The sequence below is a fragment of the Brevundimonas vesicularis genome, assembly GCF_900445985.1.
GTDB lineage: Bacteria > Pseudomonadota > Alphaproteobacteria > Caulobacterales > Caulobacteraceae > Brevundimonas > Brevundimonas vesicularis_D.
This window is the reverse complement of record NZ_UAQP01000014.1, coordinates 459,359-483,355: the sequence shown is the minus strand read 5'-3', so window position 1 is coordinate 483,355 and position 23,997 is coordinate 459,359. Positions and strand designations below refer to the sequence as shown.

21 protein-coding genes are annotated in these 23,997 nt (G+C 67.3%); 13 read left to right on the top strand and 8 right to left on the bottom strand.

Translation table 11 applies throughout. From position 1 onward, the window contains the following. The 11 genes from DT343_RS11420 to DT343_RS11370 all read left to right on the top strand — a co-directional run bounded on the left by DT343_RS11420 (position 1) and on the right by DT343_RS11370 (position 13,584). A complete protein-coding gene (locus DT343_RS11420; protein WP_112862993.1) occupies positions 1–1,941 on the top strand; it encodes a methyl-accepting chemotaxis protein in 1,941 nt (646 codons plus the stop codon). Between the two features lie 139 nt (positions 1,942–2,080). Next, positions 2,081–2,680 carry a ribosome maturation factor RimP gene (gene rimP / locus DT343_RS11415; protein WP_112862992.1) on the top strand — a complete coding sequence of 200 codons (600 nt, stop codon included), beginning with the start codon at positions 2,081–2,083 and terminating at the stop codon, positions 2,678–2,680. After that, positions 2,680–4,413, top strand: coding sequence for a transcription termination factor NusA (gene nusA / locus DT343_RS11410; protein ID WP_112862991.1), 1,734 nt, complete (start codon positions 2,680–2,682; stop codon positions 4,411–4,413). Before rimP ends, nusA begins: the two co-directional genes overlap by 1 nt. Before the next feature lie 18 nt (positions 4,414–4,431). Continuing rightward, on the top strand, positions 4,432–5,091 hold the full coding sequence (locus DT343_RS11405; protein WP_112862990.1) for an RNA-binding protein: 660 nt from the start codon (positions 4,432–4,434) through the stop codon (positions 5,089–5,091). A 108-nt stretch (positions 5,092–5,199) separates the two neighbouring features. Further along, a complete protein-coding gene (gene infB, locus DT343_RS11400) occupies positions 5,200–8,220 on the top strand; it encodes a translation initiation factor IF-2 (RefSeq protein WP_112862989.1) in 3,021 nt (1,006 codons plus the stop codon). Between the two features lie 242 nt (positions 8,221–8,462). After that, positions 8,463–8,888, top strand: coding sequence for a DUF2141 domain-containing protein (locus tag DT343_RS11395; protein WP_112862988.1), 426 nt, complete (start codon positions 8,463–8,465; stop codon positions 8,886–8,888). A gap of 23 nt (positions 8,889–8,911) precedes the next feature. After that, positions 8,912–10,390 (top strand): carotenoid oxygenase family protein, encoded by a 1,479-nt coding sequence (locus DT343_RS11390; protein WP_112862987.1) that lies wholly within the window; start codon positions 8,912–8,914, stop codon positions 10,388–10,390. A gap of 66 nt (positions 10,391–10,456) precedes the next feature. Then, the gene (locus DT343_RS11385; protein ID WP_112862986.1) at positions 10,457–11,611 is read left to right on the top strand and encodes an acyltransferase family protein; all 1,155 of its coding nucleotides are present in this window, start codon (positions 10,457–10,459) and stop codon (positions 11,609–11,611) included. Positions 11,612–11,647: 36 nt separating this feature from the next. Next, complete coding sequence (locus DT343_RS11380; RefSeq protein WP_055809437.1) at positions 11,648–12,178, top strand: CHAP domain-containing protein; 531 nt, start codon at positions 11,648–11,650, stop codon at positions 12,176–12,178. A 49-nt stretch (positions 12,179–12,227) separates the two neighbouring features. Next, entirely contained in the window at positions 12,228–13,025 is a 798-nt protein-coding gene (locus DT343_RS11375) for a tryptophan 2,3-dioxygenase (RefSeq protein ID WP_112862985.1), read from the top strand. 73 nt (positions 13,026–13,098) lie between these two features. After that, on the top strand, positions 13,099–13,584 hold the full coding sequence (locus DT343_RS11370) for a PA2169 family four-helix-bundle protein (protein ID WP_112863792.1): 486 nt from the start codon (positions 13,099–13,101) through the stop codon (positions 13,582–13,584). Positions 13,585–13,659: 75 nt separating this feature from the next. Here DT343_RS11370 and rplS read toward each other — a convergent pair whose 3' ends face one another. Genes rplS through DT343_RS11350 form a run of 4 tightly spaced genes read right to left on the bottom strand, consistent with a single transcriptional unit; the run spans position 13,660 to position 17,090 of the window. Beyond that, positions 13,660–14,082, bottom strand: coding sequence for a 50S ribosomal protein L19 (rplS, locus tag DT343_RS11365; RefSeq protein WP_017505017.1), 423 nt, complete (start codon positions 14,080–14,082; stop codon positions 13,660–13,662). Position 14,083: 1 nt separating this feature from the next. Further along, entirely contained in the window at positions 14,084–14,809 is a 726-nt protein-coding gene (gene trmD / locus DT343_RS11360) for a tRNA (guanosine(37)-N1)-methyltransferase TrmD (RefSeq protein ID WP_017505018.1), read from the bottom strand. A 38-nt stretch (positions 14,810–14,847) separates the two neighbouring features. Further along, complete coding sequence (locus tag DT343_RS11355) at positions 14,848–15,258, bottom strand: GNAT family N-acetyltransferase (protein WP_112862984.1); 411 nt, start codon at positions 15,256–15,258, stop codon at positions 14,848–14,850. Then, entirely contained in the window at positions 15,255–17,090 is a 1,836-nt protein-coding gene (locus tag DT343_RS11350; protein ID WP_112862983.1) for a DUF885 domain-containing protein, read from the bottom strand. Before DT343_RS11350 ends, DT343_RS11355 begins: the two co-directional genes overlap by 4 nt. 189 nt (positions 17,091–17,279) lie before the next feature. Between DT343_RS11350 and DT343_RS11345 the strand changes: the two genes are divergently transcribed. Both DT343_RS11345 and DT343_RS11340 read left to right on the top strand, forming a co-directional pair. Then, positions 17,280–17,417, top strand: coding sequence for an entericidin A/B family lipoprotein (locus DT343_RS11345; protein WP_017505021.1), 138 nt, complete (start codon positions 17,280–17,282; stop codon positions 17,415–17,417). 105 nt (positions 17,418–17,522) lie between these two features. Then, a complete protein-coding gene (locus DT343_RS11340; RefSeq protein ID WP_112862982.1) occupies positions 17,523–17,915 on the top strand; it encodes a YidB family protein in 393 nt (130 codons plus the stop codon). Positions 17,916–17,919: 4 nt separating this feature from the next. Here DT343_RS11340 and DT343_RS11335 read toward each other — a convergent pair whose 3' ends face one another. The 4 genes from DT343_RS11335 to gshB all read right to left on the bottom strand — a co-directional run bounded on the left by DT343_RS11335 (position 17,920) and on the right by gshB (position 23,975). Next, positions 17,920–19,686, bottom strand: a complete 1,767-nt coding sequence (locus DT343_RS11335) for an AmpG family muropeptide MFS transporter (RefSeq protein ID WP_112862981.1) — start codon at positions 19,684–19,686, stop codon at positions 17,920–17,922. A gap of 43 nt (positions 19,687–19,729) precedes the next feature. Next, positions 19,730–21,268, bottom strand: coding sequence for a response regulator (locus DT343_RS11330; RefSeq protein ID WP_112862980.1), 1,539 nt, complete (start codon positions 21,266–21,268; stop codon positions 19,730–19,732). Between the two features lie 73 nt (positions 21,269–21,341). Next, positions 21,342–22,958: a YifB family Mg chelatase-like AAA ATPase gene (locus tag DT343_RS11325; RefSeq protein WP_112862979.1), complete on the bottom strand. Its 1,617-nt coding sequence runs from the start codon at positions 22,956–22,958 to the stop codon at positions 21,342–21,344. 60 nt (positions 22,959–23,018) lie between these two features. Beyond that, on the bottom strand, positions 23,019–23,975 hold the full coding sequence (gene gshB / locus DT343_RS11320; protein WP_112862978.1) for a glutathione synthase: 957 nt from the start codon (positions 23,973–23,975) through the stop codon (positions 23,019–23,021). Positions 23,976–23,997 lie beyond the last annotated feature (22 nt).

Here is a 23,997-nt window from a genome sequence, read left to right as displayed (position 1 = left end):
ATGAAAACCCTGTCGATCGGCGGCCGGATCAACCTTCTCACGCTGGTGACCATAGCGGGTCTGCTGATCGTCACCGGGCTGGGCCTGTTTCAGGTCAACAAGGTGATGCGCGACGACATCGCCGACAGGACCAAAAAGGCCGTCGAGATCGCCTATAGCGTCGTCGCCCATTATCAGGCCGAAGAGCAGGCCGGGCGCCTGACGCGCGAACAGGCTCAGGACGCGGCAAAGGTCGCAGTCGGCGCCATGCGCTATGGCCAGGACGACTATTTCTGGATCAACGACATGCATCCCACCATGGTGATGCATCCGATGAAACCGGCCCTCAACGGCACGGACCTGAGCGCTAAGACCGACGCCGACGGCGTGCTCATGTTCAAGGAATTCGTCTCGGTCGTTCAGAAGGACGGCGAAGGCTTTGTCGATTACCAGTGGGACAAACCCGGTCAGGAAGAGCCAGCGCCGAAGATTTCCTACGTGAAAGGGTTTGCCCCTTGGGGCTGGGTGATCGGTTCCGGCGTCTACACCGACCAGATCGCCGCCGCTGTCGGCAAGGCGGCGCTGACACTGGGCGGTCTGGCGCTGTTGGTCGCGTGCGCCGCCGGGGCGGCCGGCTGGTTTATCGGCCGGTCGGTGTCCATGCCCGTGGTGGCCCTGGGCCGCCGTATGCGCGGTCTGGCCGACGGCGACAGAGGGTCTGACATCCCCGGCGTGGCGCGCGGCGACGAAATCGGCCAGATGGCTGCCGCCCTGGCCATCTTCCGCGACGCCGCCATCGAGAAGGATCGGCTGGAAGCCGAGGCTGTGTCGCAAAGGTCGCTGAGCGAACAGGAGCGCATGGCGCGCGAGGCCGAAAAGGCGCGCGAGGCCGAGGCCGATCGCATCACGATTCAGGCCTTGGGCGAGGGCCTGTCGGCCATGGCCGATGGCGATCTGACGTATCGGATCGAGGCTGACTTTGCGCCCAAGGCGGCGCAGCTTAAGACCGATTTCAACGCCGCGATCGCTCAGCTGCAGCAGGCGGTCTCTGTGGTCATCTCCAATGTCTCGGGCATCCGCTCGGGCGCCGGCGAGATCAGCCAGGCGGCCGACGACCTGTCGCGCCGCACCGAGCAGCAGGCGGCAGGACTGGAAGAGACCGCCGCCGCCCTGGATGAAATCACCGCCACGGTGAACAAGACCGCCTCGGGCGCCCGCCAGGCCTCCGATGTCGTGCGCGCCGCCAAGGGCGACGCCGAAACCTCGGGCGTCATCGTCCGTGATGCGGTGCAGGCGATGCAGGCCATCGAGGGCTCGTCCAGCGAGATCAACCAGATCATCGGCGTGATCGACGAGATCGCCTTCCAGACCAATCTTCTGGCTTTGAACGCCGGCGTCGAGGCCGCGCGTGCGGGCGAGGCCGGTCGCGGCTTTGCGGTGGTCGCTTCCGAAGTTCGGGCTCTGGCCCAGCGTTCGGCCGAAGCCGCCAAGGAGATCAAGACCCTGATCTCGACTTCGACCACCCAGGTCGGGTCGGGCGTGAAGCTGGTCGGCGAGACCGGCGAGGCGCTGCAAAGGATCGTGGACCGCGTCGCCGAAATCGACAGCCTGGTTACCGAGATCGCCGCCTCGGCACAGGAACAGGCCGTCGGTCTGGCCCAGGTCAACACCGCCGTGAACCAGATGGACCAGGTCACCCAGCAGAACGCCGCCATGGTCGAGCAGTCGACCGCCGCCAGCCACTCGCTGGCCCAGGAGGCGGAAAGCCTGCAAGCCTCGGTCGCCCAGTTCCGCGTCGACGACAAGGGCGCGGTTCAGTCTCCCGCCCGCGCTCCCGTGAAGACGCCGGCGCCGGCGGCGCGATCCTCCAAGATGGTCGCCGCCCTGAAAACGATCGGCCGGGGCGGGGCGGCGCCAAAGCCTCAAGCCGCATTGGCGGAAGACGGCTGGGAGGAGTTCTGACGGCGACTGCCTCGAAAGGGGCTGACAAGCGAGGGTGAAGCGCCTATATGGGCGCTCACATCGTTAGACCGGCGTCCAACGGCGTCGTTCCAAGCGGCGGCCCGGACGGACCGCCGCTTTTGTTTTGGATAGTCGTCGCTTGCGCGCAAGAACCGCCCAGGATCGCCAGCTGCTGGACCTGATCGACCCCATCGCGGAGTCGTTGGGTCTGGATGTCGTGCGCGTGCGCCTGATGACGGGCTCCAAGCGCCAGCGCCTTCAGATCATGGCCGAGCGGCCATCCGACCACGACATCTCGGTCGAACAATGCGCCAAGCTGAGCCGCGCGGTGTCGGAAGTCTTCGACGCCGCCGATCCCATCCCCGGCGAATATATGCTGGAGGTGTCGTCGCCCGGCATCGACCGTCCCCTGACCCGTCCCATCGACTTCGACCTGTTCGAGGGCGAGGAGGCGCGTCTGGAAACCGACCGGATGATCGAGGGCCGCAAGCGGTTCAAGGGCGTGCTGGCCGGCTATGAAGACGGCAACGTCCTGATCGACCTGGACGGCGAGGACGACACCGCCCTGATCCCCTTCGATTGGCTAAGCGACGCGAAGCTGGTCCTGACCGACGCCCTGATGAAACGGGGCGCCGCCATTCGCGCCGCACGCGGCGAACCTGAAGACGACGGCCTTCCCGAAGGGGAAGTCTCCGACTTGACAACCGACACCACGACCCCTTCTGAGGACAACGCCTGATGGCCGTCACCGGTATTTCCGCCAACCGCCTCGAACTGCTGCAGATCGCCGACGCCGTCGCTCGCGAGAAGAACATCGAGCGCGAGATCGTTATCGAAGCGATCGAAGAAGCGATCCAGAAGGGCGCCAAGTCGCGCTACGGCGCGCACCACGACATCCGCGCCAAGATCGACCACAAGACCGGCGAACTGTCGCTGACCCGTCACGTCACCATCGTCGAGGACGACTGGATGCCGGAAGACGAGCTGGAAGAGTTCAACGACAGCGCCATGGTGCGCCTGAAAGACGCCTCCAAGCGCGATCCGGAGGCGGTGGTCGGCAAGGAATACGTCGAGAACCTGCCGCCGTTCGAGTTCGGTCGGGTGCAGACCCAGATGGCTCGCCAGGTCGTGACCGGAAAGGTCCGCGAGGCCGAGCGCGCCAACCAGTACGAAGAGTTCAAGGATCGCGTCGGCGAGATCGTCAACGGTACGGTCAAGCGCGTCGAATACGGCAACACCATCGTCGACCTGGGCCGGGGCGAAGGCGTCATGCGCCGCGATCAGTCCATCCCGCGCGAAGTGTTCAACATCGGCGACCGCATCCGCACCTACATCTACGACGTCCGCCCCGAGGCCAAGGGCCCGCAGGTCATGCTGTCGCGCGCCCACCCCGGCTTCATGGCCAAGCTGTTCGCCCAGGAAGTGCCTGAAGTCTATGACGGCGTGATCGAGATTCGCGCCGCCGCCCGTGACTCGGGCTCGCGCGCCAAGATGGCCGTCCTGTCGAACGACAGCTCCATCGACCCCGTCGGCGCCTGCGTCGGCATGCGCGGTTCGCGCGTGCAGGCGGTGGTCGCCGAACTGCAGGGCGAAAAGATCGACATCATCCAGTGGAATCCGGACGAGCCGACCTTCATCGTCAACGCCTTGGCGCCCGCCGAAGTCTCCAAGGTCGTGCTGGACGAAGAAGCCGGCCGCGTCGAAGTGGTCGTGCCGGACGAGCAGCTGTCGCTGGCCATCGGCCGTCGCGGCCAGAACGTCCGCCTGGCCTCGCAGCTGACCGGCTGGCAGATCGATATCATCACCGAGGCTCAGGACTCCGAGCGTCGTCAGCGCGAGTTCGCCGAGCGCACCGGCCTGTTCCAGGAAGCCCTGGACGTCGATGAAGTCATCGCCCAGCTGCTGGTCACCGAAGGGTTCGCCACGGTCGAAGATCTGGCCTATGTCGATCCGTACGAAGTCTCCGAGATCGAAGGCTTCGACGAAGAAACCGCTGAAGAGCTTCAGGCCCGCGCCCGCGAATATTTGGACAAGAAGGCTGCCGAGCTGGACGCCAAGCGCGTCGAACTGGGCGTCGAAGACGGCGTGCTTCAGGTGCCGGGCGTGACCTTGGCCATGGCGGTCGCCCTGGGTGAAGGCGGCGTGAAGACGGTCGAGGATCTGGCCGACCTGGCCACCGACGAAATCCGCGGCGGCTATGAAGTCAAGAACGGCGAGCGGGTGAAGGTCCCCGGCGTGCTTGAAAGCTTCAACCTGGCGCAGGAAGACGCCGAGCTGCTGATCCTGCAGGCCCGCGTCGCCGCCGGCTGGATCGACGCTTCGGAACTGCCGCAGCCCGAGCCGGAAGAGTACGAAGAAGAGGGCGATTACGCCGAGGGCGAATACGATCCGGACCAGGTGTTCGGCGACGCGCCCGCCGAAGACGACGCGGCCGAGGGCGAAGAGTCCGACGCCGAACCGTCGAACGCGTGATGGGAGACCTGGCCACATATGAGCTTGCGCGACGCAACGATCGATAGGGAACGCCGGGACCTCGTCTCTCACGAGGTCATGGACGAATCTCGCCTGATCCGTTTCGTCGCCGGGCCCGATGGCCAAGTGGTTCCCGACCTGGGCAGGAAGCTGCCCGGACGCGGCCTGTGGGTCGAAGCCAGCCGCGCCTCGGTCGAGGCGGCGGTCAAGAAGAACGGCTTCACCCGCGCGGCCAAGACCAAATTGACCGCCCCGGCCAACTTGGCCGATGTCGTCGAACGGCTGCTGGCAAGGCGCTGTCTCGACCAGCTGGGCCTTGCCCGGCGCGAAGGCGTTCTTATATCCGGCTTCGAGAAAACCGCGGCGAGCCTGCGTGCGGGCAAGGCCGCCTGGGTGCTGGAAGCCGCCGATGGCTCGGCCGACGGGCGCGGAAAAATCCTCGCCCTGGCCCGTCATCAGACCGCCAAGATCTGCGGCGCGTTCACGGCGGACGATTTGAGTTTGGCCCTTGGGCTGGAAAATGCGATACACGCCGTCCTGCTTGCGGGCGGACGCGCCGATCGGTGGACCATCGAGGTCGAACGACTGGCTGGATTTCGGCCGCTTCGCCCCCCTCACTGGGACGTTTCCAGTGTCGAGGACGGATCGGCGGGAGCACCCCCGACAGGGGCGAGCTGAGGATTTTAGCGGCCGAGGGCCTGTCTCCAAGGGCGGAGACGGGCTCACGGTCGTTCATGGGTATTAGATGAGGACGGCGGGCCTTTCCGCCCCGAGTAAAGCGACCGGATGAGCGACGAAAACGACAAGACCAACCAAGGCCAGGGCAACACGGGCGGCACCCCGTCTCAGACGGGGCCGCGCGCTCCGCTGAGCCTGAAGCCGCGCGTTGTGGGATCGGTGCCGACCGGCACCGTGAAGCAGAGCTTCAGCCATGGCCGATCCAAGACGGTGGTGGTCGAGACCAAGCGCCGCGCCGGCGCCGGCGGGCCGCAACGTCCGCAGGGCTTCGACGTCGCACGTCCTCAACAGGCCGCTCAGGCGCCGCGTCCGCAAGGTCCGCGTCCGTCGCAACCCGCCGGCGGCGCCCTGTCGGCCGAGGAGCAGGAAGCGCGCCGTCGCGCCATCGCCCTGGCCACGCAGGCCAATGCCGCCAAGGCCGCAGCTGAAGCCGCCGCCAAGGCCGCGGCAGACGCCGCCGCCCGCGAACAGGCCGCCGCCACCGAGCGCGCCGCCCAGGCCGCTCGCGACGAGGCCGCCGCCGCCAAGGCCGCCGCTGAAGCCGCTCGCGCCGAGGCCGCCAAACTGACGGCGGCTGCGCCTGCCGCCCCGGCCAAGCCCGCGCCCAAGCCGGCCGCGCCGGTCGCCGCTGCGCCGACCCCCGCGCCCGCCGCGCCGGCTCCGACACCCGCTCCCGCCCGTCCGGCCGCTCCGGCCCGCCCGGTGGTCAACTTCGGCCAGCGCGTGCCCAAGCCCGGCAATCCCCAACGCGCTGCGCCCGAGCGTCCGGCCTTCGGCGGCCGTTCGGCCCGCGAGCAGGCGATGGGTGGCGGCGATCGCGCCTATTCGGACCGCCCGCAGAGTGATCGCCCGCAAGGCGATCGTCCGCAGGGCGCGCGTTCCGGCCCTGGCGGCCAGCGTCCGCAAGGCGCCAAGCCCGCCGAGCCCGTCCGCTATTCGGCTCTGAACCCGCGGCCGGCACCCGGCGCCGCGCGTCCTGGCGGTCCTCGCACCGGCCCTGGCGGTCGCGCCGCCCCGAACGCCCCGCCGGCCGAGGCCAATGTTCTGCGTCCGGCCCGTGCGCCCGGCGCCGGCTTTGGTCGTCCGGCCGGTCGTGACGACGATCGCGAGAAGCGTTTCTCCGACGCCGGCAAGGCGGTCAGCCGCACGCGCGGCGAGCCCAAGCGCCGTGAAGGCCGCATGACCATCCAGTCCGTGGTCGGCGACGGCGACGCCGCCGAACGCATGCGCTCGCTGGCCTCGGTCCGCCGTGCTCGCGAACGCGAGAAGGAAAAGCGCAAAGGCGGCTCGACCGATGCGCCCAACCGTCCGCGTGAAGTCGTCATTCCCGACGTCATCACCGTGCAGGAGCTGTCCAACCGGATGGCCGTGCGCGGCGTCGACATCATCAAGTTCCTGATGAAGCAGGGCCTGATGATGAAGATCAACGACGTGATCGATTCCGACACCGCCGAACTGGTGGCCGAAGAGTTCGGCATGGCCGTCAAGCGCGTCTCGGAATCCGACATCGAAACCGGCTTCCTGGGCGAGGCCGACGATGCGGACGCCTCCGACACCCGCGCGCCGGTCGTGGCCATCATGGGCCACGTCGACCACGGCAAGACCTCGCTGCTCGACGCCCTGCGCACGACCGACGTCGCCGGCGGCGAAGCCGGCGGCATCACCCAGCACATCGGCGCCTATCAGGTCCGCCTGCCGGACGACCAGAAGGTCACCTTCCTGGACACCCCGGGCCACGCCGCCTTCTCGGCCATGCGGGCGCGCGGCGCCAATGTGACCGACATCGTGGTTCTGGTCGTCGCCGCCGACGACGGCGTCATGCCGCAGACCATCGAAGCCATCCAACACGCCAAGGCGGCCAACGCGCCCCTGATCGTGGCGGTCAACAAGATGGATAAGCCCGGCGCGACGTCGCAGAAGGTCGTCAACGAGCTGCTGCAGTACGAAGTCATCGCCGAAAGCCTGGGTGGCGAGACCCAGATCATCGAGGTCTCGGCCAAGGAGCGGATGAACCTCGACGGCCTGCTGGAAGCCATCCTGATCCAGGCCGAGGTCATGGATTTGCGCGCCAACGCCGATCGTTCGGCCGAGGGCGTGGTCATCGAGGCCAAGCTGGACAAGGGTCGCGGTCCGGTCGGCACCGTGCTAGTCAAGCGCGGCACGCTGAAGCGCGGCGACATCGTCGTCGCCGGCGGTTCGTGGGGCAAGGTTCGCGCCCTGCTGAACGAGCGCAACGAGCAGCTGACCGAAGCCGGTCCGTCCGTTCCGGTCGAGATCCTCGGCCTGGACGAGGCGCCGTCGCCCGGCGACGTCTTCGCCGTGGTGGATTCCGAGGCCCGCGCTCGCGAGCTGACCGAATACCGTCAGCGGGTGAAGCGCGAGAAGGCCCAGGTCTCGGGCGGCTCGGTGTCGCTGGTCGACATGATGGCCAAGCTCGGCTCCAAGAAGATCAGCGAACTGCCGGTGGTCATCAAGGCCGACGTGCAGGGCTCGGGCGAAGCCATCTCGGCCTCGCTGGAGAAGATGGGCAACGACGAGGTTCGCGCCCGGATCGTCTATTCCGGCGCCGGCGGCATCACCGAGAGCGACGTCAACCTGGCCAAGTCGGCCGGCGCGCCGATCCTCGGCTTCAACGTCCGCGCCTCGAAACAGGCGCGTGACCTGGCCGAGCGTGAAGGGGTCGAGATCCGCTACTACTCGATCATCTACGACCTGCTGGACGACATGAAGGGTGTGCTTTCGGGCATGCTGGCGCCGCTGCAACGCGAAACCTTCCTGGGCAACGCCCAGGTGCTTCAGGTCTTCGACATCTCCAAGATCGGCAAGATCGCCGGCTGCCGCGTCACCGAAGGCGTCGTGCGCAAGGGCGCGCGCGTCCGCATCATCCGCGACGACGTGGTGGTGCTGGAATTGGGCGTGCTCAACACGCTCAAGCGCTTCAAGGACGAGGTCAACGAGGTGCCTTCGGGCCAGGAGTGCGGCATGCAGTTCCAGGGCTTCCAAGACATCAAGGAAGGCGACTACATCGAGTGCTTCACGGTCGAAGAGATCAAGCGCACGCTGGACTAGTTCCTGTCGCGAGCACGAAGAGACCAAGGCCCGGAACTCAGGTTCCGGGCCTTTTCTTTTGCAGGCCCGACATGACGCGTTAGGCGGTGTGCGTTCGCGCTTCGCCAACGCCCATGCCTGTTCATTCGCGAACGGCGACCGTGCATCGCCGCAAGCGCGGTGGCGAAGGGCAGGGGATGGCGGCACGGTCTGGTCATCGAGGGCCGGTCGTCGGTCCTCTCCCTGACACAGGATACGCCGTCATGAAGACTGTCGCCGCCATCGCTCCCGTCCTCGCTCTCGCCGCCGCCCTGGCGGCAGCGCCCGCCTTCGCCGCCGACCTGACCGTCGCCTTCCCGAGCGCGGCGCCCCAAGGCCAGATCATGGTGGCCGTCTTCAACAGCGAGGCCAACTATGGCGGCGAGGGCCAGCCGGCCCAGGTCGCCATGCTGGATGCCGCCGGCGGCCAGACCAGCGTCACCTTCGACGGTCTGCCCGACGGCGACTATGCGGTGCGCGCCTTCCACGACCTGAACGGCGACGGCAAGATGAACACCAATCCCTTCGGCATGCCGGTCGAGCCCTTCGCCTTCTCCAACAACGCCGTCGGCAATATGGGGCCGGCCTCGTGGGACCGCGCCAAGTTCGCCGCCGCCGGCGCCACGACCCAGTCGATCGACCTGAAGTAAGCGACGAAAGCCGGAGCCGGATCATGACCCCCTCCCGCCGTTCCTTCCTGATGGGCGCCGCCGCCCTCTCGGCCGCGGTCGCTACGCCCGAAATGGTGCGCGCCGCCGCCGCTCTGGACGCTGTCGCCGCGACGAAGGCCGACTGGGCGCTGGCGACCCAGGACGTCGAAGGCGACATCGCGCGCCAAACGATGCGCCTGGTCCACGGCCGGGCGCCGGCGGAGTTGCAGGGCGCGCTTTATCGCAACGGACCCGCCAAGTTCCGGCGGCCGGGCGGGTCGGCGACCCACTGGTTCGACGGCGACGGCATGATGCGCGCCTTCCGCATCCAGGACGGCCAGGCGACGCTGGAGGCGCGGTTCGCCGACACGCCCAAGCGCCGCACCGAAACGGAGCTGGACGCCGTGGTCACGCCGGGCTTCGGCACCAAGGGCGACGCGCGCGCCCGCATCGGCTCGAACGACGACGCCAACGCCGCCAACACCGCCGTCATGGTCGCCGGCGATCAGATCTGGGCGCTGTGGGAAGGGGGATCGCCCCTGGCCCTGTCGGCGTCGGATCTGTCGACGCGAAACTTCGTCACCCTGCGTGATGATTTGAAAGGCATGCCGTTCCAGGCCCACCCGCGCTACGCCCCCGACGGCTCGATCTGGAACGTGGGGTCAGCCGGCAGCCAAGCTGTTGTCTGGCATCTGCGCCCGGATCGCAGTCTGAGCGACGCCCAGGTCGTGCCCCTGCCGCGCGCCAGCTACATGCACGATTTCACCGCCACCGACCGGCACGTGATCCTGGTGCTTCAGCCCTGGATGTTCGAAACCCGCGCCATGCCCGTGACGTCCGGCCTGGCCTGGCGACCCGAGATGGGGACGCAGGTTCTGGTGTTGGACAAGGACGACCTGAGCAAACGCCGCCTTTATGAGTTGCCGGGCTTCTTCCACTTCCACCTGGGCGACGCCTGGGCCGAGCGCGACGGCACGATCCGTTTCGATGTGCCCGTCAGCGGCGATCCGCGCTTCGCCGTCGATGGCGCGCGGGTTCTGGTGGATGGACATGGGGTCGTTCCGGGCGATCCGGCAAAACTGGCTCTGATCACCCTGCGTCCAGATGGCCGCGCCGACGTCACCTATAGCGATGTCGTGGGCGAGTTCCCCAAAGCGGACCCGCGTCGTGCGGGGCTGAAGCGCAGCGTGACCGCCCATACCTCTGGCGAGACTCGCGGCCGTCCGCTGCCGACGGGACTGGCGGTCCACGATTGGGACAGCGGTCGCTCGCACGCCTTCGAGTTCGGCGTGCATCAGGTGGTCGAGGAGGCGGTCTTCGTGCCCAAGCCCGGCGCGACGGCGGAACGCGACGCCTGGCTGGTCGGACCGTCGGTCAATCTGAAGGACGGGCGGACGGAACTGCACGTCTTTGATGTGGCGAGGATCGAGGACGGCCCGGTTGCGACCTGGCAGGCGGACGTGGCCCTGCCGGCCGGCTTCCACGGGGTGTGGGCAGGGTAGGGTCGTCTGGGCACAACCTTTGCGGGCCTTCATGGTTCGAAAAGGCTGACGTGCCAAGGTGAGACCATGACCCCCGTCCAGACGCCCGCCGATCTTCGCCCCATCACCGCCCTGCGCTTCGGCGCCGCCATGTGGGTCGCCGTCTACAGCTTCTGGGAGAACCTGGCGGGCGCGGGTCAGTCGGGCCTCGTCGCCAAGGGCTATCTAGGAGTCGAGCTGTTCTTCGTCCTGTCCGGCTTCATCCTCAGCCACGTCTATCTGGCGGCGGCGGGCGAGAAGCGGTTCTCGTACCGCGGCTTCCTGTGGGCGCGGATCGCGCGCGTCTATCCGCTGCATATCGCCACCCTGATCGGCGTGGGGCTTCTGGCCGCCGCCGCCCTGTTCGCCGGCATGAGCGTGGACGCCAATGTGCTGAGCTGGGCCTCGCTGCCCGCCAACCTCTTCATGGTTCACGCCTGGGGGCTGGCGCCGGTCGCGGGCTGGAACCATCCGTCCTGGTCCATTTCTGCGGAGTGGTTCGCCTACCTCTGCTTCCCGCTGTTCGCCTTCGTCTTCTGGCGCCTGCGTCATCGGCCGATCGCGGCGGTGGTCGGGGCTGCGGCCTTCCTCGTCATCCTCTATTTCGCGTTCGAGCAACTGGCCGGGTTCGCCTTGACCGAGGCGACGATCCGCTGGGGCGCGCTCAGGATCGTGCCGTGCTTCGCCCTGGGCTGCGCCCTCTATCTCGTTTATCGCCGCGCGCCGTTGAAGGCGCCGTGGCTGTGCGCTGCCGCCTCGTTCGGCCTGATGGTGCTCAGCGCCGCGCTCGGACTCTGGGACGGCGTCACGGTTCTGCTGGCCGGCGCCCTGATCGTGTCACTGGCGTCGCTGCCCAACGCGCGCGCACGATGGCTGGCCTCCAAACCCGCCGTCTACCTCGGCGAGATCAGCTATTCGGTCTATATGGTCTGCGTGCCGTGGAAGCTTTTGGCGGTCGGTCTGGCCGCCAAACTGTTCGACGCGCCGGACAAACAGCTTCAAATTTTCGTGTGGTTGGCGATTTTAGCCCTGCTGCCTGTCGTTGCCGCCGTCTCCTATCATCTCGTCGAACGCCCAGCGCGTAAGGCTCTGAGGGATATTGCCGACAAGCGCGCCAAGCGTCACGACAAGGTTTCAGAAGGAAATATGAAGCACGGCGATATGCCGAAACAACTTGCGACAGGGCGTGATCCCGTGGCCTAAAGGGCGCTTCCAAAGGCGGGTCGGGATACCCCAAGCATGTCGAAACGGCTCAAAGCCGCCGCGGTTGCGGCGACCCTCGGTTTTTTTGCGCTGGGCGCCGTTCCCTCCACCGCAAAGGCTGATGAGCCCTATTGGCAGTGCGTGACCTTCGCGCGCATGTTCTCCGGTATCAATATCTTCGGCGACGCCTGGACCTGGTGGCGTCAGGCCGCCGCCAACTTCCGCACCGGCAAGGCCCCGGAAACCGGCTCGGTTCTGGTCTTCCGCCCCGAGGGCCGCATGAGCCGGGGCCACGTCGCCGTCGTCTCCGACATCCTGACCGACCGCGTCGTGCGCGTGACCCACGCCAACTGGGGCGGCAGCCGCGGCAAGGTCGAAGAGAACGTCACCGTCGTCGACGTCTCGCCCTCCAACGACTGGTCGCAGGTCAAGGTCTGGTACAATCCGATCAACGATCTGGGCACGACGGTCTATCCGACCTACGGCTTTATCTACAAAGGCGCCCGCGACGCCTTCGACGCCGGCCGTCAGATCGCCGCCAACGTCTCGGCCCAAGGCCAGCATTAAGGGCCGGCGCCAAGCTTGCACCGCCCGCCATCGCGGGCGATAGGCGGGCATGACCCAATCCAGCGACATCACCTACGCCGGCTATCTGGCGTTGGACGACCTGCTTTTGACGCAGCACCCACTGTCGGACCAGCACGACGAAATGTTGTTCGTCGTCATCCATCAGACCAAGGAACTGTGGCTCAAGCAGATCCTGCATGAGACGGCCCTGGCCCAGTCGATGGTGCGCGCCGGCGATCTGGTCCCGGCCTACAAGAGCCTGGCGCGCGTGAGCCGCATCCAGGCCGTGATGACCCACAGCTGGGACATTCTGTCGACGATGACGCCGTCGGACTATCTGCGGTTCCGAGGGTCGTTGGGGTCATCGTCCGGCTTCCAGAGCGACCAGTTCCGACGTTTCGAGGCCATGCTGGGCCTGAAGGACGCCAGCTTCCTGAAGTTCCACGAAGACCGTCCCGAGGCCCTGGCCGCGCTGCAGGCCGCCATCGCCGCGCCCAGCCTTTACGATGACGCCCTGGCTCAACTGGCCAAGGCCGGTCTGCCGGTGCCCGCCGAGGTGCTGAACCGCGACGTGACCCAGCCCTATGCGCCGTCCGAAGCCGTCGAAGCGGCCTGGCTGGAGGTCTATCGCGACACGGAACGGTGGTGGGTCCTTTATCAGTTGGCCGAGAAGCTGGTCGATCTGGACGACGCCCTTCTGACCTGGCGGCACAAGCATGTCGTCACGGTCGAACGCATCATCGGTCGGCGTCGCGGCACGGGCGGAACGGAAGGCGCCGCCTATCTGGCCTCGACCCTGACCAAGCGCTGCTTCCCCGAACTGTGGTCGCTTCGCACCAAACTTTGATGTCGCAGGCGGCAACCTTCGCCGCGCCAGGCCATTTCGCCGTCTGACCGCAACAGCGGAAGGAATGGACGAGATGAGCAATCCCAACGCCCACGACATCAAGGTTCTGAACGGCCTGATCGAAACGACGCTGGACAGCGCGGACGGCTATCGCGAAGCCGCCGAACAGACGCAAGACCCGCACTACCGCACCCTGTTCGAGCGCCGCAGCAGCGAACGCCAGCAGGTCGTCGACGACCTGTCGGCCGCCGTGCGCGGTCTGGGCGGCGATCCGGAGTCCGATGGATCGATTCTGGCCAAGGCGCACCGCGCGTTTCAGGACATCAAACATGCCCTGCTGAGAAACGACGATTCCGTCGTCGGATCGATCAATTCGGGCGAGGGGTTCATCGCCAACAAATATGAGAAGGCGCTGGAAGACACCGGCATTTCCGCCACCACGCGCGAGACGATCCGGCGGGCCTATGCGGCGGTGAAGACCGAACATGAGCAGATGGAAGCCCTGAAACACAGCCTGGAAGGTCAGCGCGACGCGGCCAACCCCTTGTTCCCGCAGTAATCCCGGACTGACGGAATAGAAAAAGGCCCCGGCGTCACCGCCGGGGCCTTCGTCATTTGGTCATTTGGCCTGAAACTAGGCTTCTTCGGTCTTGGCGGCCGAACCGGTTTCCGGAACGACGACGCCCTTGGCGGGACGAACCGTCTGGCGCTCGGCGATACGGGCCGACTTGCCGCGACGATCGCGCAGATAATAGAGCTTGGCGCGACGCACGACGCCGCGGCGCTTCACTTCGATCGACTCGATGTTCGGCGACAGGATGGGGAAGCGGCGCTCGACGCCTTCACCGAACGAGATCTTGCGGACCGTGAAGGTTTCGCTGATGCCGCCGCCGTCACGGGCGATGCAGACGCCTTCGAAGGCCTGAACGCGTTCGCGCTCGCCTTCCTTGATCTTCACGTTGACGCGCAGGGTGTCGCCGGGCTGGAATTCCGGGATCTTGCGTTCGCCCAGGACGCGGGCTTTTTCTTCGGCGTCCAGCTGCTGAACGATGTTCATGTCATTTCTCCTCGGGCTTTGCGCCCTTTAGCTGTGAGTTGGCGAGATGCGCTTGCCAGAGGTCCGGCCGCCGCTCCCGCGTAGTCGTCGCCCGCTGCGCCTCACGCCATCCCGCGATCTTCTTGTGATCGCCCGACAGCAGCACCTCGGGTATCTCAAGCCCCTCGAACGTCCGCGGTCGCGTGTACTGCGGGTGTTCCAGGAGCCCATCCTCGAAGCTTTCGGACGACAGGCTGTCGCCTGAGCCGAGCACGCCGGGGATCAGTCTTACGCACGCCTCGATCGCGACCATCGCCGCCGCCTCGCCGCCGGCGAGAACCGCGTCTCCGACCGAGACCTCCTCGAACCCGCGTGCGTCCAGCACCCGCTGATCCACCCCCTCGAAACGACCGCATAGCACGACGATCCCGTCGGCTTTCGCCCATTCCTTGACGCGCGCCTGGGTCAGGGGTCGACCCCTGGCGCTCATGTACAAAAGCGGCCGTTTCGGTCCCGGCAGGCTATCCACCGCCCGAGCCACCACGTCCGCCTTCAGCACAGCTCCCGGGCCGCCACCCGCAGGGGTGTCGTCCAGGAAGCCGCGCGTATCTGTGGAAAAGGCGCGAATGTCAACCGTTTCCAGGCTCCACAAGCCCTTCTCGCGCCAGGCCGTGCCAATCAGCGACACCCCGAGCGGGCCCGGAAAGGCCTCGGGAAACATGGTCAGGACGGTGGCGGTGAACGGCATGGCGGCGGCTCTTACACCAAACGCGCAGGAAATGCGCGTCAGCGGATCACCTGGGCCATGCCGATGGATTTCGGCGTGGTCGGCTCGAAGCCGTACTGCGCATACAGCCGGTTCGCCTCTCCGTCCGCGATCAGGCTGACGTAGGCGCCCTGCGCGTGACTGCGCAGCCGTTCCATCAAGGCCGTCATGATCGCCTTTCCCAGGCCGCGCCCCTGATGTGCAGGCTCGATGGCCATATCGACGATCTGGAAGAACAGACCGCCGTCGCCAATGATCCGACCCATGCCGACCACCCGATCATCCCGGCGTACAACAACGGCGAACCAGGTGTGCGGCAGGCCGGCGATGGCGTTCGCCTCAGCTTTCGGGCTCAGGCCGGCGTTGATCCGGAGGCGGAGATAATCGGCGACCGAAGGCGTTTCGGCCGTCAACTCATAGCCGGCGATCATGCGTTCGGCGCCCCGCCGCCCGCCGCGATCCAGCTGTCCACCTGGTCCTCCAGCACGTCCAGCGGCACGGAGCCGGAACCCAGGACCACGGCGTGGAAGTCCTTGATGTCGAACCGGTCGCCCAACGCCGTCCTGGCCCGGTCGCGCAGTTCCTCGATCTTCAGCTCGCCGATCTTGTAGCTGGTCGCCTGGCCGGGGTTGGTGATGTAGCGCTCGACTTCCTTTTCGATGTCGCGCTCTGACAGCAGGGAGTTCTGGCGGAAATAGTCCATCGCCTGTTCGCGGCTCCAGCGCTTGGCGTGCAGGCCGGTGTCGGTCACCAGACGCACCGCGCGCCACAGCTCGGTCGAGAGCCGACCGAAATCGGAATAGGGGTCCTGATAGAAGCCCATCTCCTTGCCCAACTGTTCGGCGTACAGTCCCCATCCTTCCGCATAGGCGCCGTAGCCGCCGAAGCGGCGGAAGCGCGGCAGGCCCTCGATCTCCTGCGCATAGGCGATCTGGAAATGGTGGCCCGGCGCGCCCTCGTGATAGCTGATGCCCTCGATCTGGGGCTTCAGCACCTGGGTCATGTCCGACAGATTGACGTAGTAGATGCCCGGCCGCGAGCCGTCCGGCGCGGGCGAGTTGTAGAAGGCGATCGAGGCCGTCGCCTCGCGGAACGGCTCCACCGCCCGCACCTCCAGCGCCGCCTTGGGCAGGGTCGAGAACCACTGCGGCGCCGCCGCCATCACCTGGGCGATGAAGCCGCGTGCGTCGGACAGATACTGCTCCTTGCCCTCGGACGTATTCGGATACTGGAACCGTGGATCGGTCTTCAGGAAGGTGAAGAACGCCTGCAGCGAGCCGGTGAAGCCGACCTGGGTCTTGATGGTCTCCATCTCGGCCTGGATTCGGGCGACCTCGGCCAGACCGATCTGATGGATCTGGTCGGCGGTCAGGTCGGTGGTGGTCGAGAGCTGGAGCCGGGCGTTGTAATAGGCCTCGCCCTGCGGCAGGCGCCACACGCCCGCACCGCTGTCAGCCTTGGGCTGCACCTCGGCCAGCGCCGTCAACACGGTCTCGAACCCGGCCTTGTAGGGGCCGGTCAGGGCGGCGCGGGCTTCCGACAGCAGCCGATCCTTCGTCGCTTGATCAGTCTCCAGCGCCGCGACCTTCTTGTTGAAATCGGCCCATACCGGATTGTCCGCCCCATCGTCGAACGGCGCGCCGGTTATGACGTTGCGGGTGTTGGCGATGGACGGGGCGAAGACGAAGCGGGGCGAGACGACGCCCGCCGCCGCGCGCTGACGCAGTTCCTCGGCCACCTGATCCATCTGCGTCTCGGCGGCCTTGATCCGCGCGACATAGGCCTCGGCGTCGGCCACGCTTGTGACCCGGTGATTGTTGATCAGAAAGACCGGCAGGCTGGTGGTCGGATTGCCGTTGGCGGCGAACTGAAAGCCCCAGTCGCGCCACTGGTTCGACAGTCGCGCCTGCTGGACGCCATATTCGAACATCCGCCACGACAGCGCTGCCTGCGGCCCCAGCAGCTGCGGATCGAACTGGGCCTTCATCTGCGCCAGCTGCGCCTCCTGAAGCGCCAGGGCTCGGTCGGCGGCGGCGTCCGACACATCGTCCAGCTTGTCGTAGTCGGTCTTGATGCCCAGCGACGTCATCTGCTGCGGGCTCAGCGCGATCCGCGCCTGGAAGGCCTGTTCGAAGAAGGCGTTCAGCCGCGCGTCCTCGCTTTCGGCCGCGGCTGTCTGTGCGGGGGTGGAGGTTTGCGCCAGCGCGGGCGCGGCGGACAGCACCGCCATCATGGCGGCGGACGAGATCAGAAGACGACGCATGAACAACCCCTCGCAAAACAGGCGCGCACCTTCGGGGTCGCGTGCGCGCGGCGCAAGCGATCAATGCCCCGCCGTTGCGGCGATCAGACACGCCGACAGCAAAATCTTCGACACGGCGTCGCTTGATGCAACCCAAGTTCAGGGTCGGCGTTTCGACGAAACTTGACCATACCAACAAGGGTTCAAACCATGCGCAAGATCATCACCCTGTCCATCGTCGCCGCCGCTCTGGCCGTTTCGGCCTGCAACACCATCGCCGGCGCCGGCCGCGACGTTTCGGCCGCCGGTTCGGCCGTCACGCAAGGCGCGAACGAAGCCAAGAACTAAGGCTTTTCGAAAGCCGATGTTGGAAAGGCCCGCCGAATCTCGGCGGGCCTTTCTCGTATCCGTCGCATGACGGTGTTACGGTGCGACATCATTCGGGAGACGGCGATGGGTTTTCTGGACAATGTGGTGAAGGGTCTCGGCGACGACGCCGCAGGCGGTCTGAGCGATCTGCTCAAGGGTCAGGGCGGCGTCGGCGGCCTGGCGGAAAAGTTCGGTCAGGCGGGCCTGGGTGATGTCATCGGCTCCTGGGTCGGCACGGGGCCGAACGCCAACATCTCGCCTGAGCATATCACGGCCGTCCTCGGCCACGGCCCCATCGCCGACATCGCCGCCAAGATGGGCGTGACCCCCGAACAGGCCGGCGAGACCCTGGCCGGTCTTCTGCCCGAAGCCATCGACCGCCTGACCCCCGGCGGTCAGATCGACGGCGCCGACGACCTGCTTGGCAAACTGCCGGGTGGCCTGGGCGACATGATCGGCGGTTTTCTGAAGCGCTGACGCCTCAGGACGGCTGACCTTCGGTCGCCGCGATCGCAGCCTCTTCTTCCAACGCGGCCTTCTGGCGCGCCTGCAGCGCGGTCTGTTTGCTGGCCACGATGAAGGCCAGGACGATTCCGAACACACCGATGATCGCGGAATACAGGAAGAAGGCGACGTAGCCCGCGCCCAGCGCCGCTGGGGTCACGCCACTTGTCGCCGCTCCGGTGGTCAACACGCCGGGTTGCAGATTGGCGAACAGCGCCCGCAGGCCAGCGAAAGGCCCGGTCCCCTCAGCGGCGCGCGCCGAAGCCTCGACGATCCGTCCCGATTGGGTCGCGATCAGCTTTCCGGGCAGGGCGTACAGCGAGGTGAACAGGGCGTACTGGGTCGCGGTAAAGCCGATCGACGTCAGGCTGGACATGTAGGCGATCAGGGCGGTCCCGGCGTATCCGCTGGAGACGTTGTCTACGCCGATGGCGACGGTCAGGGCCGACAGGCTATGTCCTTGGGTCGCCAGCCAGGCGAAGATCAGGTTGGACACAGGGCTCATGAAGGCACCGATGACCATGGTGCGGATCAGGCCGAGCTTGGCGACCGACCAGCCGCCGATGATCACGCCCAGACTGGTCATGACGACGCCGAACACCTTGCGCACTTCGGCCAGTTCCGTCTTGGAAAAGCCGAGGTCGATGTAGAAGGGCGGCATGATGTTCAGCACGAAATCCGCCAGGCGATAGACGCAGATCAGCGCCAGGATCAGCGTCGCCACACCCGAGAAGCGCCTGTAGAAGTCGGCGAGGGGCTGGCCGAACGAGCCGGCGAGATAGGCGCCGGGCCGCGTCTTCGTGCCCGGCAGAGGCCAACAAGCCATGACCATGACGGCCAGGCCCATGAGCACCAGAGCGAACTGCAGATAGACGCCCTGCGGCTTCGCCGCCAGCGCTGCTGCGACCGCCGCCTTGCCGTCCGGGCCGAGGCCGAAGAGACTGAAAAGGGCGTTCAAGGGCGCCGACTGTCCCGTCAGGCCCGAGCCGAGGAACATGGCGGCGACGCCGATGACCGCAAGGCGCGCAATCCACTCGAAGATTTCCAGCCTTGGTCGCGAGGGCACGTCTCCAACCGGGATGGCGCGGATCGAGTGCGCCTTCTCTCGCGGCGCGAACAGTACGCCGGCGATACCGATACCCATGAGTGCGGCCATCACCGCGTAAGAAAGGTTCCAGTTGTAGAGATCGGCTAGCACCAGAGGCACGGCCCCGGCCACGATCATGGCGACGCGGTAGCCTAGCTGATAGGCGGCGGCCATCGCGCCATGGCGACTGTCGTCGGCCGCCTCGATCCGCCAGGCGTCGATGACGATATCTTGGGTGGCGCCGAAGAAGCCGACGAGGGCGGCGAATCCGGCCACGGCGATCAGAGCGTTGGAGGGGTTCAGGGTCGAGATCGACCACAGACCGAAGATGATCACGCCCTGCGTGACCAGCATCCAGGCGCGCCGATGACCAAGGAGAGGCGTCAGGAGCGGCACGGCGGTTCGGTCGATCAGCGGCGCCCAGACGAATTTCAACGAGTAGCTGAGCGTGGCCAAGGCGAAGAAGCCGATCACTTCGAGCGTCAGTCCGCTCTCTCGCAACCAGGTGGTCAGCGTATCGAAGATCAGCAGGTTCGGCAGGCCTGCCGAAAAGCCCAGCAACAGCATGATGAAGACGCGCCGCTCGCCATAGACGGCGAGGCCGCCGAGCCGGCCGGCGGGCTTGCCGTTGGCGGGGAGATGGGCTTGGTCGGTCATGCACGGCTCCGGCGCGGCGGCCGGAAACGCGGGCGCCTGTAACTCAGCCGACCTTGGCGCGGATGTCGCGCTTCGTCCAGCGGGCGAGGGCGGCGCGCAGGGCCTCGGCGTCCAGCGGCTTGACGATATGGTCGTCCATGCCGGCCTCCAGACAGGCGCGGCGGTCCTCGGCGAAGGCGTTGGCGGTCAGGGCCAGGATCGGCGTCGTGTCGCCCGCCGCGCGGATTGCGCGGGCGGCGGCGGGGCCGTCCATGCCGGGCATCCGCATGTCCATGAAGACCACGTCATAGCGCGCGCGTTTCAACGCGGCGACGGCTTCATCGCCGGTGGCGGCCGTCTCGACGGTGCAGCCCTCGCGGCGCAACAGGGTGCGGGCCAGAAGCGCGCCGACGGGATTGTCCTCGGCCAGCAGGACGCGGATGCCTGCGAACTGCACGGGGGCGACGCGGTCGTCTTCGACCGGGGCGGCGCAGTGGGCGCTGGCCTTGTCCGGCGCCTCGGCGCCGATAGCGGCTAGGACGCGCTCGGCCAGGGACGCGCGACGCAACGGTTTGATCAGATAGCCGTGGAAGCCGACGGCGCGATAGCGGGCGATCAGATCGCGCTCGGCCGGTTTCAGCAGGACGATGCCGCGACCGCTTGAAGGCAGGGCCGCCAGCGCGCCCGCCGGAGCGTCTGCGTGATCGACGAGGGTCACCGGGGCATCATTCGCCACGACGCCGCCCGAGGCCTCGATCTGCGCGCGAGCCGCCGACAGGACAAACGGATCGACGGCGCGCACCGCGACCGTTTGGTCGCGCAACGGCTTGTCGCGCGCCACCGCGACGGCGGCGAAGGCGGCCTCGAAGCGGAAGCGGGCGCCCCCGCCGGTTGCGGCGCCGTCGGGCCGGCTTTCGACCTTCACCGAGCCGTCCATGGCGACGGCCAGTTTGCGCACGACCGCCAGACCCAAGCCCGCGCCGTCCTGGCGGACCGCGTCGGAACTGTCGGCGTGGCCGAATTCTTCGAAGATCCGTGTGCGCGCCTCGGGCGCGACGCCGGGGCCGGTGTCGTCGACCAGAAAGGCCAGACGCGGGCGCGCCGCGCTGCCGCCGACGCGCTCGACCGAAATGCGCACGCCGCCGGTGTCGGTGAACTTCACGGCGTTGCCCGCCAGGTTGAAAAGCACTTGACGCAGCCGGCCTTCGTCCGCCAGCACGTCGGGCGCGTCGGCGGCGACCGACCAGACGATCTCCAACCCCTTGTCGTGGGCGCGCGGGCTCAGCAACTCGGCGACGCCGCGGACCAGACCTTCCAGATCAACGGGCGCCAGGTCGAACTCCAGCGCCCCGGCCTCCAGCCGCGCATAGTCCAGCAGGTCGTTGACCAGACCCAGCAGATGTTCGGCCGACTGACGCGCGTTCTCGGCATAGGCGCGCTGGGCGCCGTCCAGCCGGGTCCGCTGCAACAGATTGATCATGCCGATGACGCCGTTCAGCGGCGTGCGCATCTCGTGGCTCATGAGCCGCAGGAACTGCTGGGCGGGGTCGACAGGTGCGCTCGTCTGCTCCTCGATCCGCTTCGTCGCCGTCCGTCGCGTCATGGCCGTCTCCCAAACAGGACAGAGCCTAAAGGTCGACGGTTAAGGATGTCTCCACCATGTAACGATGGCCGTTTCACGCGTGCAGGAAGGGCGTCTGCTTGTCATCGCCCTCGCGTAGACCGAACCCTTCATGGCGTTGCGCCACGCGGCGGTCGAAGTCGGCTTCGGCGCCGATGGTGGTGCGGCGGTAGATCAGGGCCTCGGCGATGTGGCGGCGCAGAACGCCGGTGCTGCCGTCCAGGTCGGCGATGGTGCGCGCCAGACGCAGGGTGCGTGTCCAGCCGCGCGCGGTCAGTCCGCCGGCCTCGCCTGCCCGCATCAGCAGCATCCGGCCCGCCTCGTCCGGCGTGGCGAACCGATCCAGCGTGCCGCCGGAAGCGCGGGCGTTCAGACCTTGTGCAGCGTCCAGCCCGGCCTCGCGCACCCGGTCCTCCTGCATGGCGCGGGCGGTCGCAACGCGCGCCCGCGCCTCGGCCGTGCCTTCGGCGGGCGGGGGCAGGGCCATGTCGGCGGCGGTGACGGGCGGCGTCTCGACCGTCAGGTCGATGCGGTCGAACATCGGACCCGAGACGCGGTTCTGATAGTCGCGCTGGCAACGCGGAGCCTTGCCGCACGCCCCGCGTCCGGCCCCGCCCATGCCGCAGCGGCACGGGTTCATCGCCGCAACGAGCTGGAACCGCGCGGGATAGCGGATGTGGGCGTTGGCGCGGGCGACGACGATCTCGCCCGTCTCCAACGGCGCCCGCAGCGAGTCCAGGGCCTGGGCCGAGTATTCCGGCAGTTCGTCCAGGAACAGAACGCCATTGTGCGCCAGCGACGCCTCGCCGGGCTTGGCGCGCACGCCGCCGCCGGTCAGGGCCGCCATCGAGGCGGAATGGTGCGGGCTGCGGAACGGGCGATCGCGGGTCAGGGCGCCGCGTTCGATCAGGCCGGCGACCGACCAGACCATCGAGGTCTCCAGCAACTCCTGCGAGGTCAGGGGCGGCAAGAGGCCCGGCAGGCGCTGCGCCATCATCGACTTGCCCGACCCCGGCGGGCCGATGAACAGCAGGTTGTGGCCGCCGGCCGCCGCGATCTCCAGCGCGCGCTTGGCGCTTTCCTGACCCTTGACTTCGCGCAGGTCGGGCACGGCCTTGCCGTCCGCCAGCGGTCCGGGCTCGGGCGCGCGCAGAACCTGGGTTCCCTTGAAATGGTTGACCAGGCTGATCAGCGAGCGCGGCGCGAGGATGCGGGCGCCGCCGGCCCAGGCCGCCTCCGGGCCCGTCGCCTCGGGGCAGATCAGACCCAGGCCCATGGCGTCTGCGGCGACGGCGGCGGGCAGGGCGCCGCCGACCCGCGCGATCTGGCCGTCCAGCCCCAGCTCGCCGATCGCGGCCCAGCCGTCAAGCGCATCGGGCGCGATAACCCCCATGGCCGCCATCAGGGCCAGGGCGATGGGCAGGTCGAAATGGCTGCCCTCCTTGGGCAGGTCGGCCGGCGCGAGGTTGGCGATGATCCGCTTGGCGGGCAGGGCCAGACCGATGCCTGCGAAGGCCCCGCGCACCCGCTCCTTGCTTTCGGCCACAGCCTTGTCCGGCAGGCCCACGATGTTGAAAATGGTCGGCCCGTCATTGCCGATCAACTGGACCTCGACGTCCACGCGCCGGGCTTCCACCCCGTCAAAGGCGACCGTGACAACCCGCGCGACCATGTCGTTCTCCCACCTTAGCAAGAGAACGAACCATGAACTGAAATCTAATTCAAGTGGCGATCACGCAACCTGTGCGGTGCGTTTGGCTTCGATGGCGTCCCACATCAGGGCCGTGGCGTCGATGCCGGTGAAGGCCTTCAACTGCTGGGCGCCGGTGGGGGAGGTGACGTTGATCTCGGTCAGATAGTCGCCGATCACGTCGATGCCGACAAAGATCAGGCCGCGTTCCCTCAGCGTCGGGCCGATGGCGGCGCAGATTTCCAGGTCGCGCGGCGTCAGCTCGACCGGCATGGCCGTGCCGCCGACATGCAGGTTCGAGCGCACCGCCCCCGCCGCCGGGACGCGGTTGATGGCGCCGACGGGCTCGCCGTCGATCAACAGGATACGCTTGTCGCCCTTGGACACGGCGGGAATGAACTTCTGGATCACCAGCGGATCGCGGCTGCCCGCGGCATGGATTTCGATCAGGGCGTCCAGGTTGGGATCGTCGGCGCGCAGCTTGATCACGCCCGAGCCGCCATTGCCATGCAGGGGCTTCAGGACCACCTCGCCATGCTTTTTGTGGAAGGCGTCCAGGGCGACGGGGTCGGCCGAGATCAGGGTCGGCGGTTGCAGGCCGGGGAAGGCGGTGACCATCAGCTTTTCGGGGGCCGAACGCACCTGGGCCGGGTCGTTGACCACCAGGGTCCGTGGATGCACCGTCTCCAGCAGATAGGTGGCGGTGACATAGGCCATGTCGAAGGGCGGATCCTGGCGCATCAGGATCACGTCCACGTCCTCGGCCAGATCCAGCTTTTCCCAGTCGCCGAAGTCGACGTGGTTGCCGACCTCGCGCCGCACGGTGATCGGGCGGGCGCGGCAGTAGAGGCGGCCCTCTTCCAGCGCCAGGGTGCGGAAGTCATAGACCCACTGTTTGTGACCGCGCGCCTGAGCCGTCTCGGCCATCAGGAAGGTGGTGTCCCCGGCGATGTCGACGGCCTCGATCGGGTCCATCTGGATGGCGACTCTGAGGGTCATTGTTCTTGGGCCTATCGCGCGT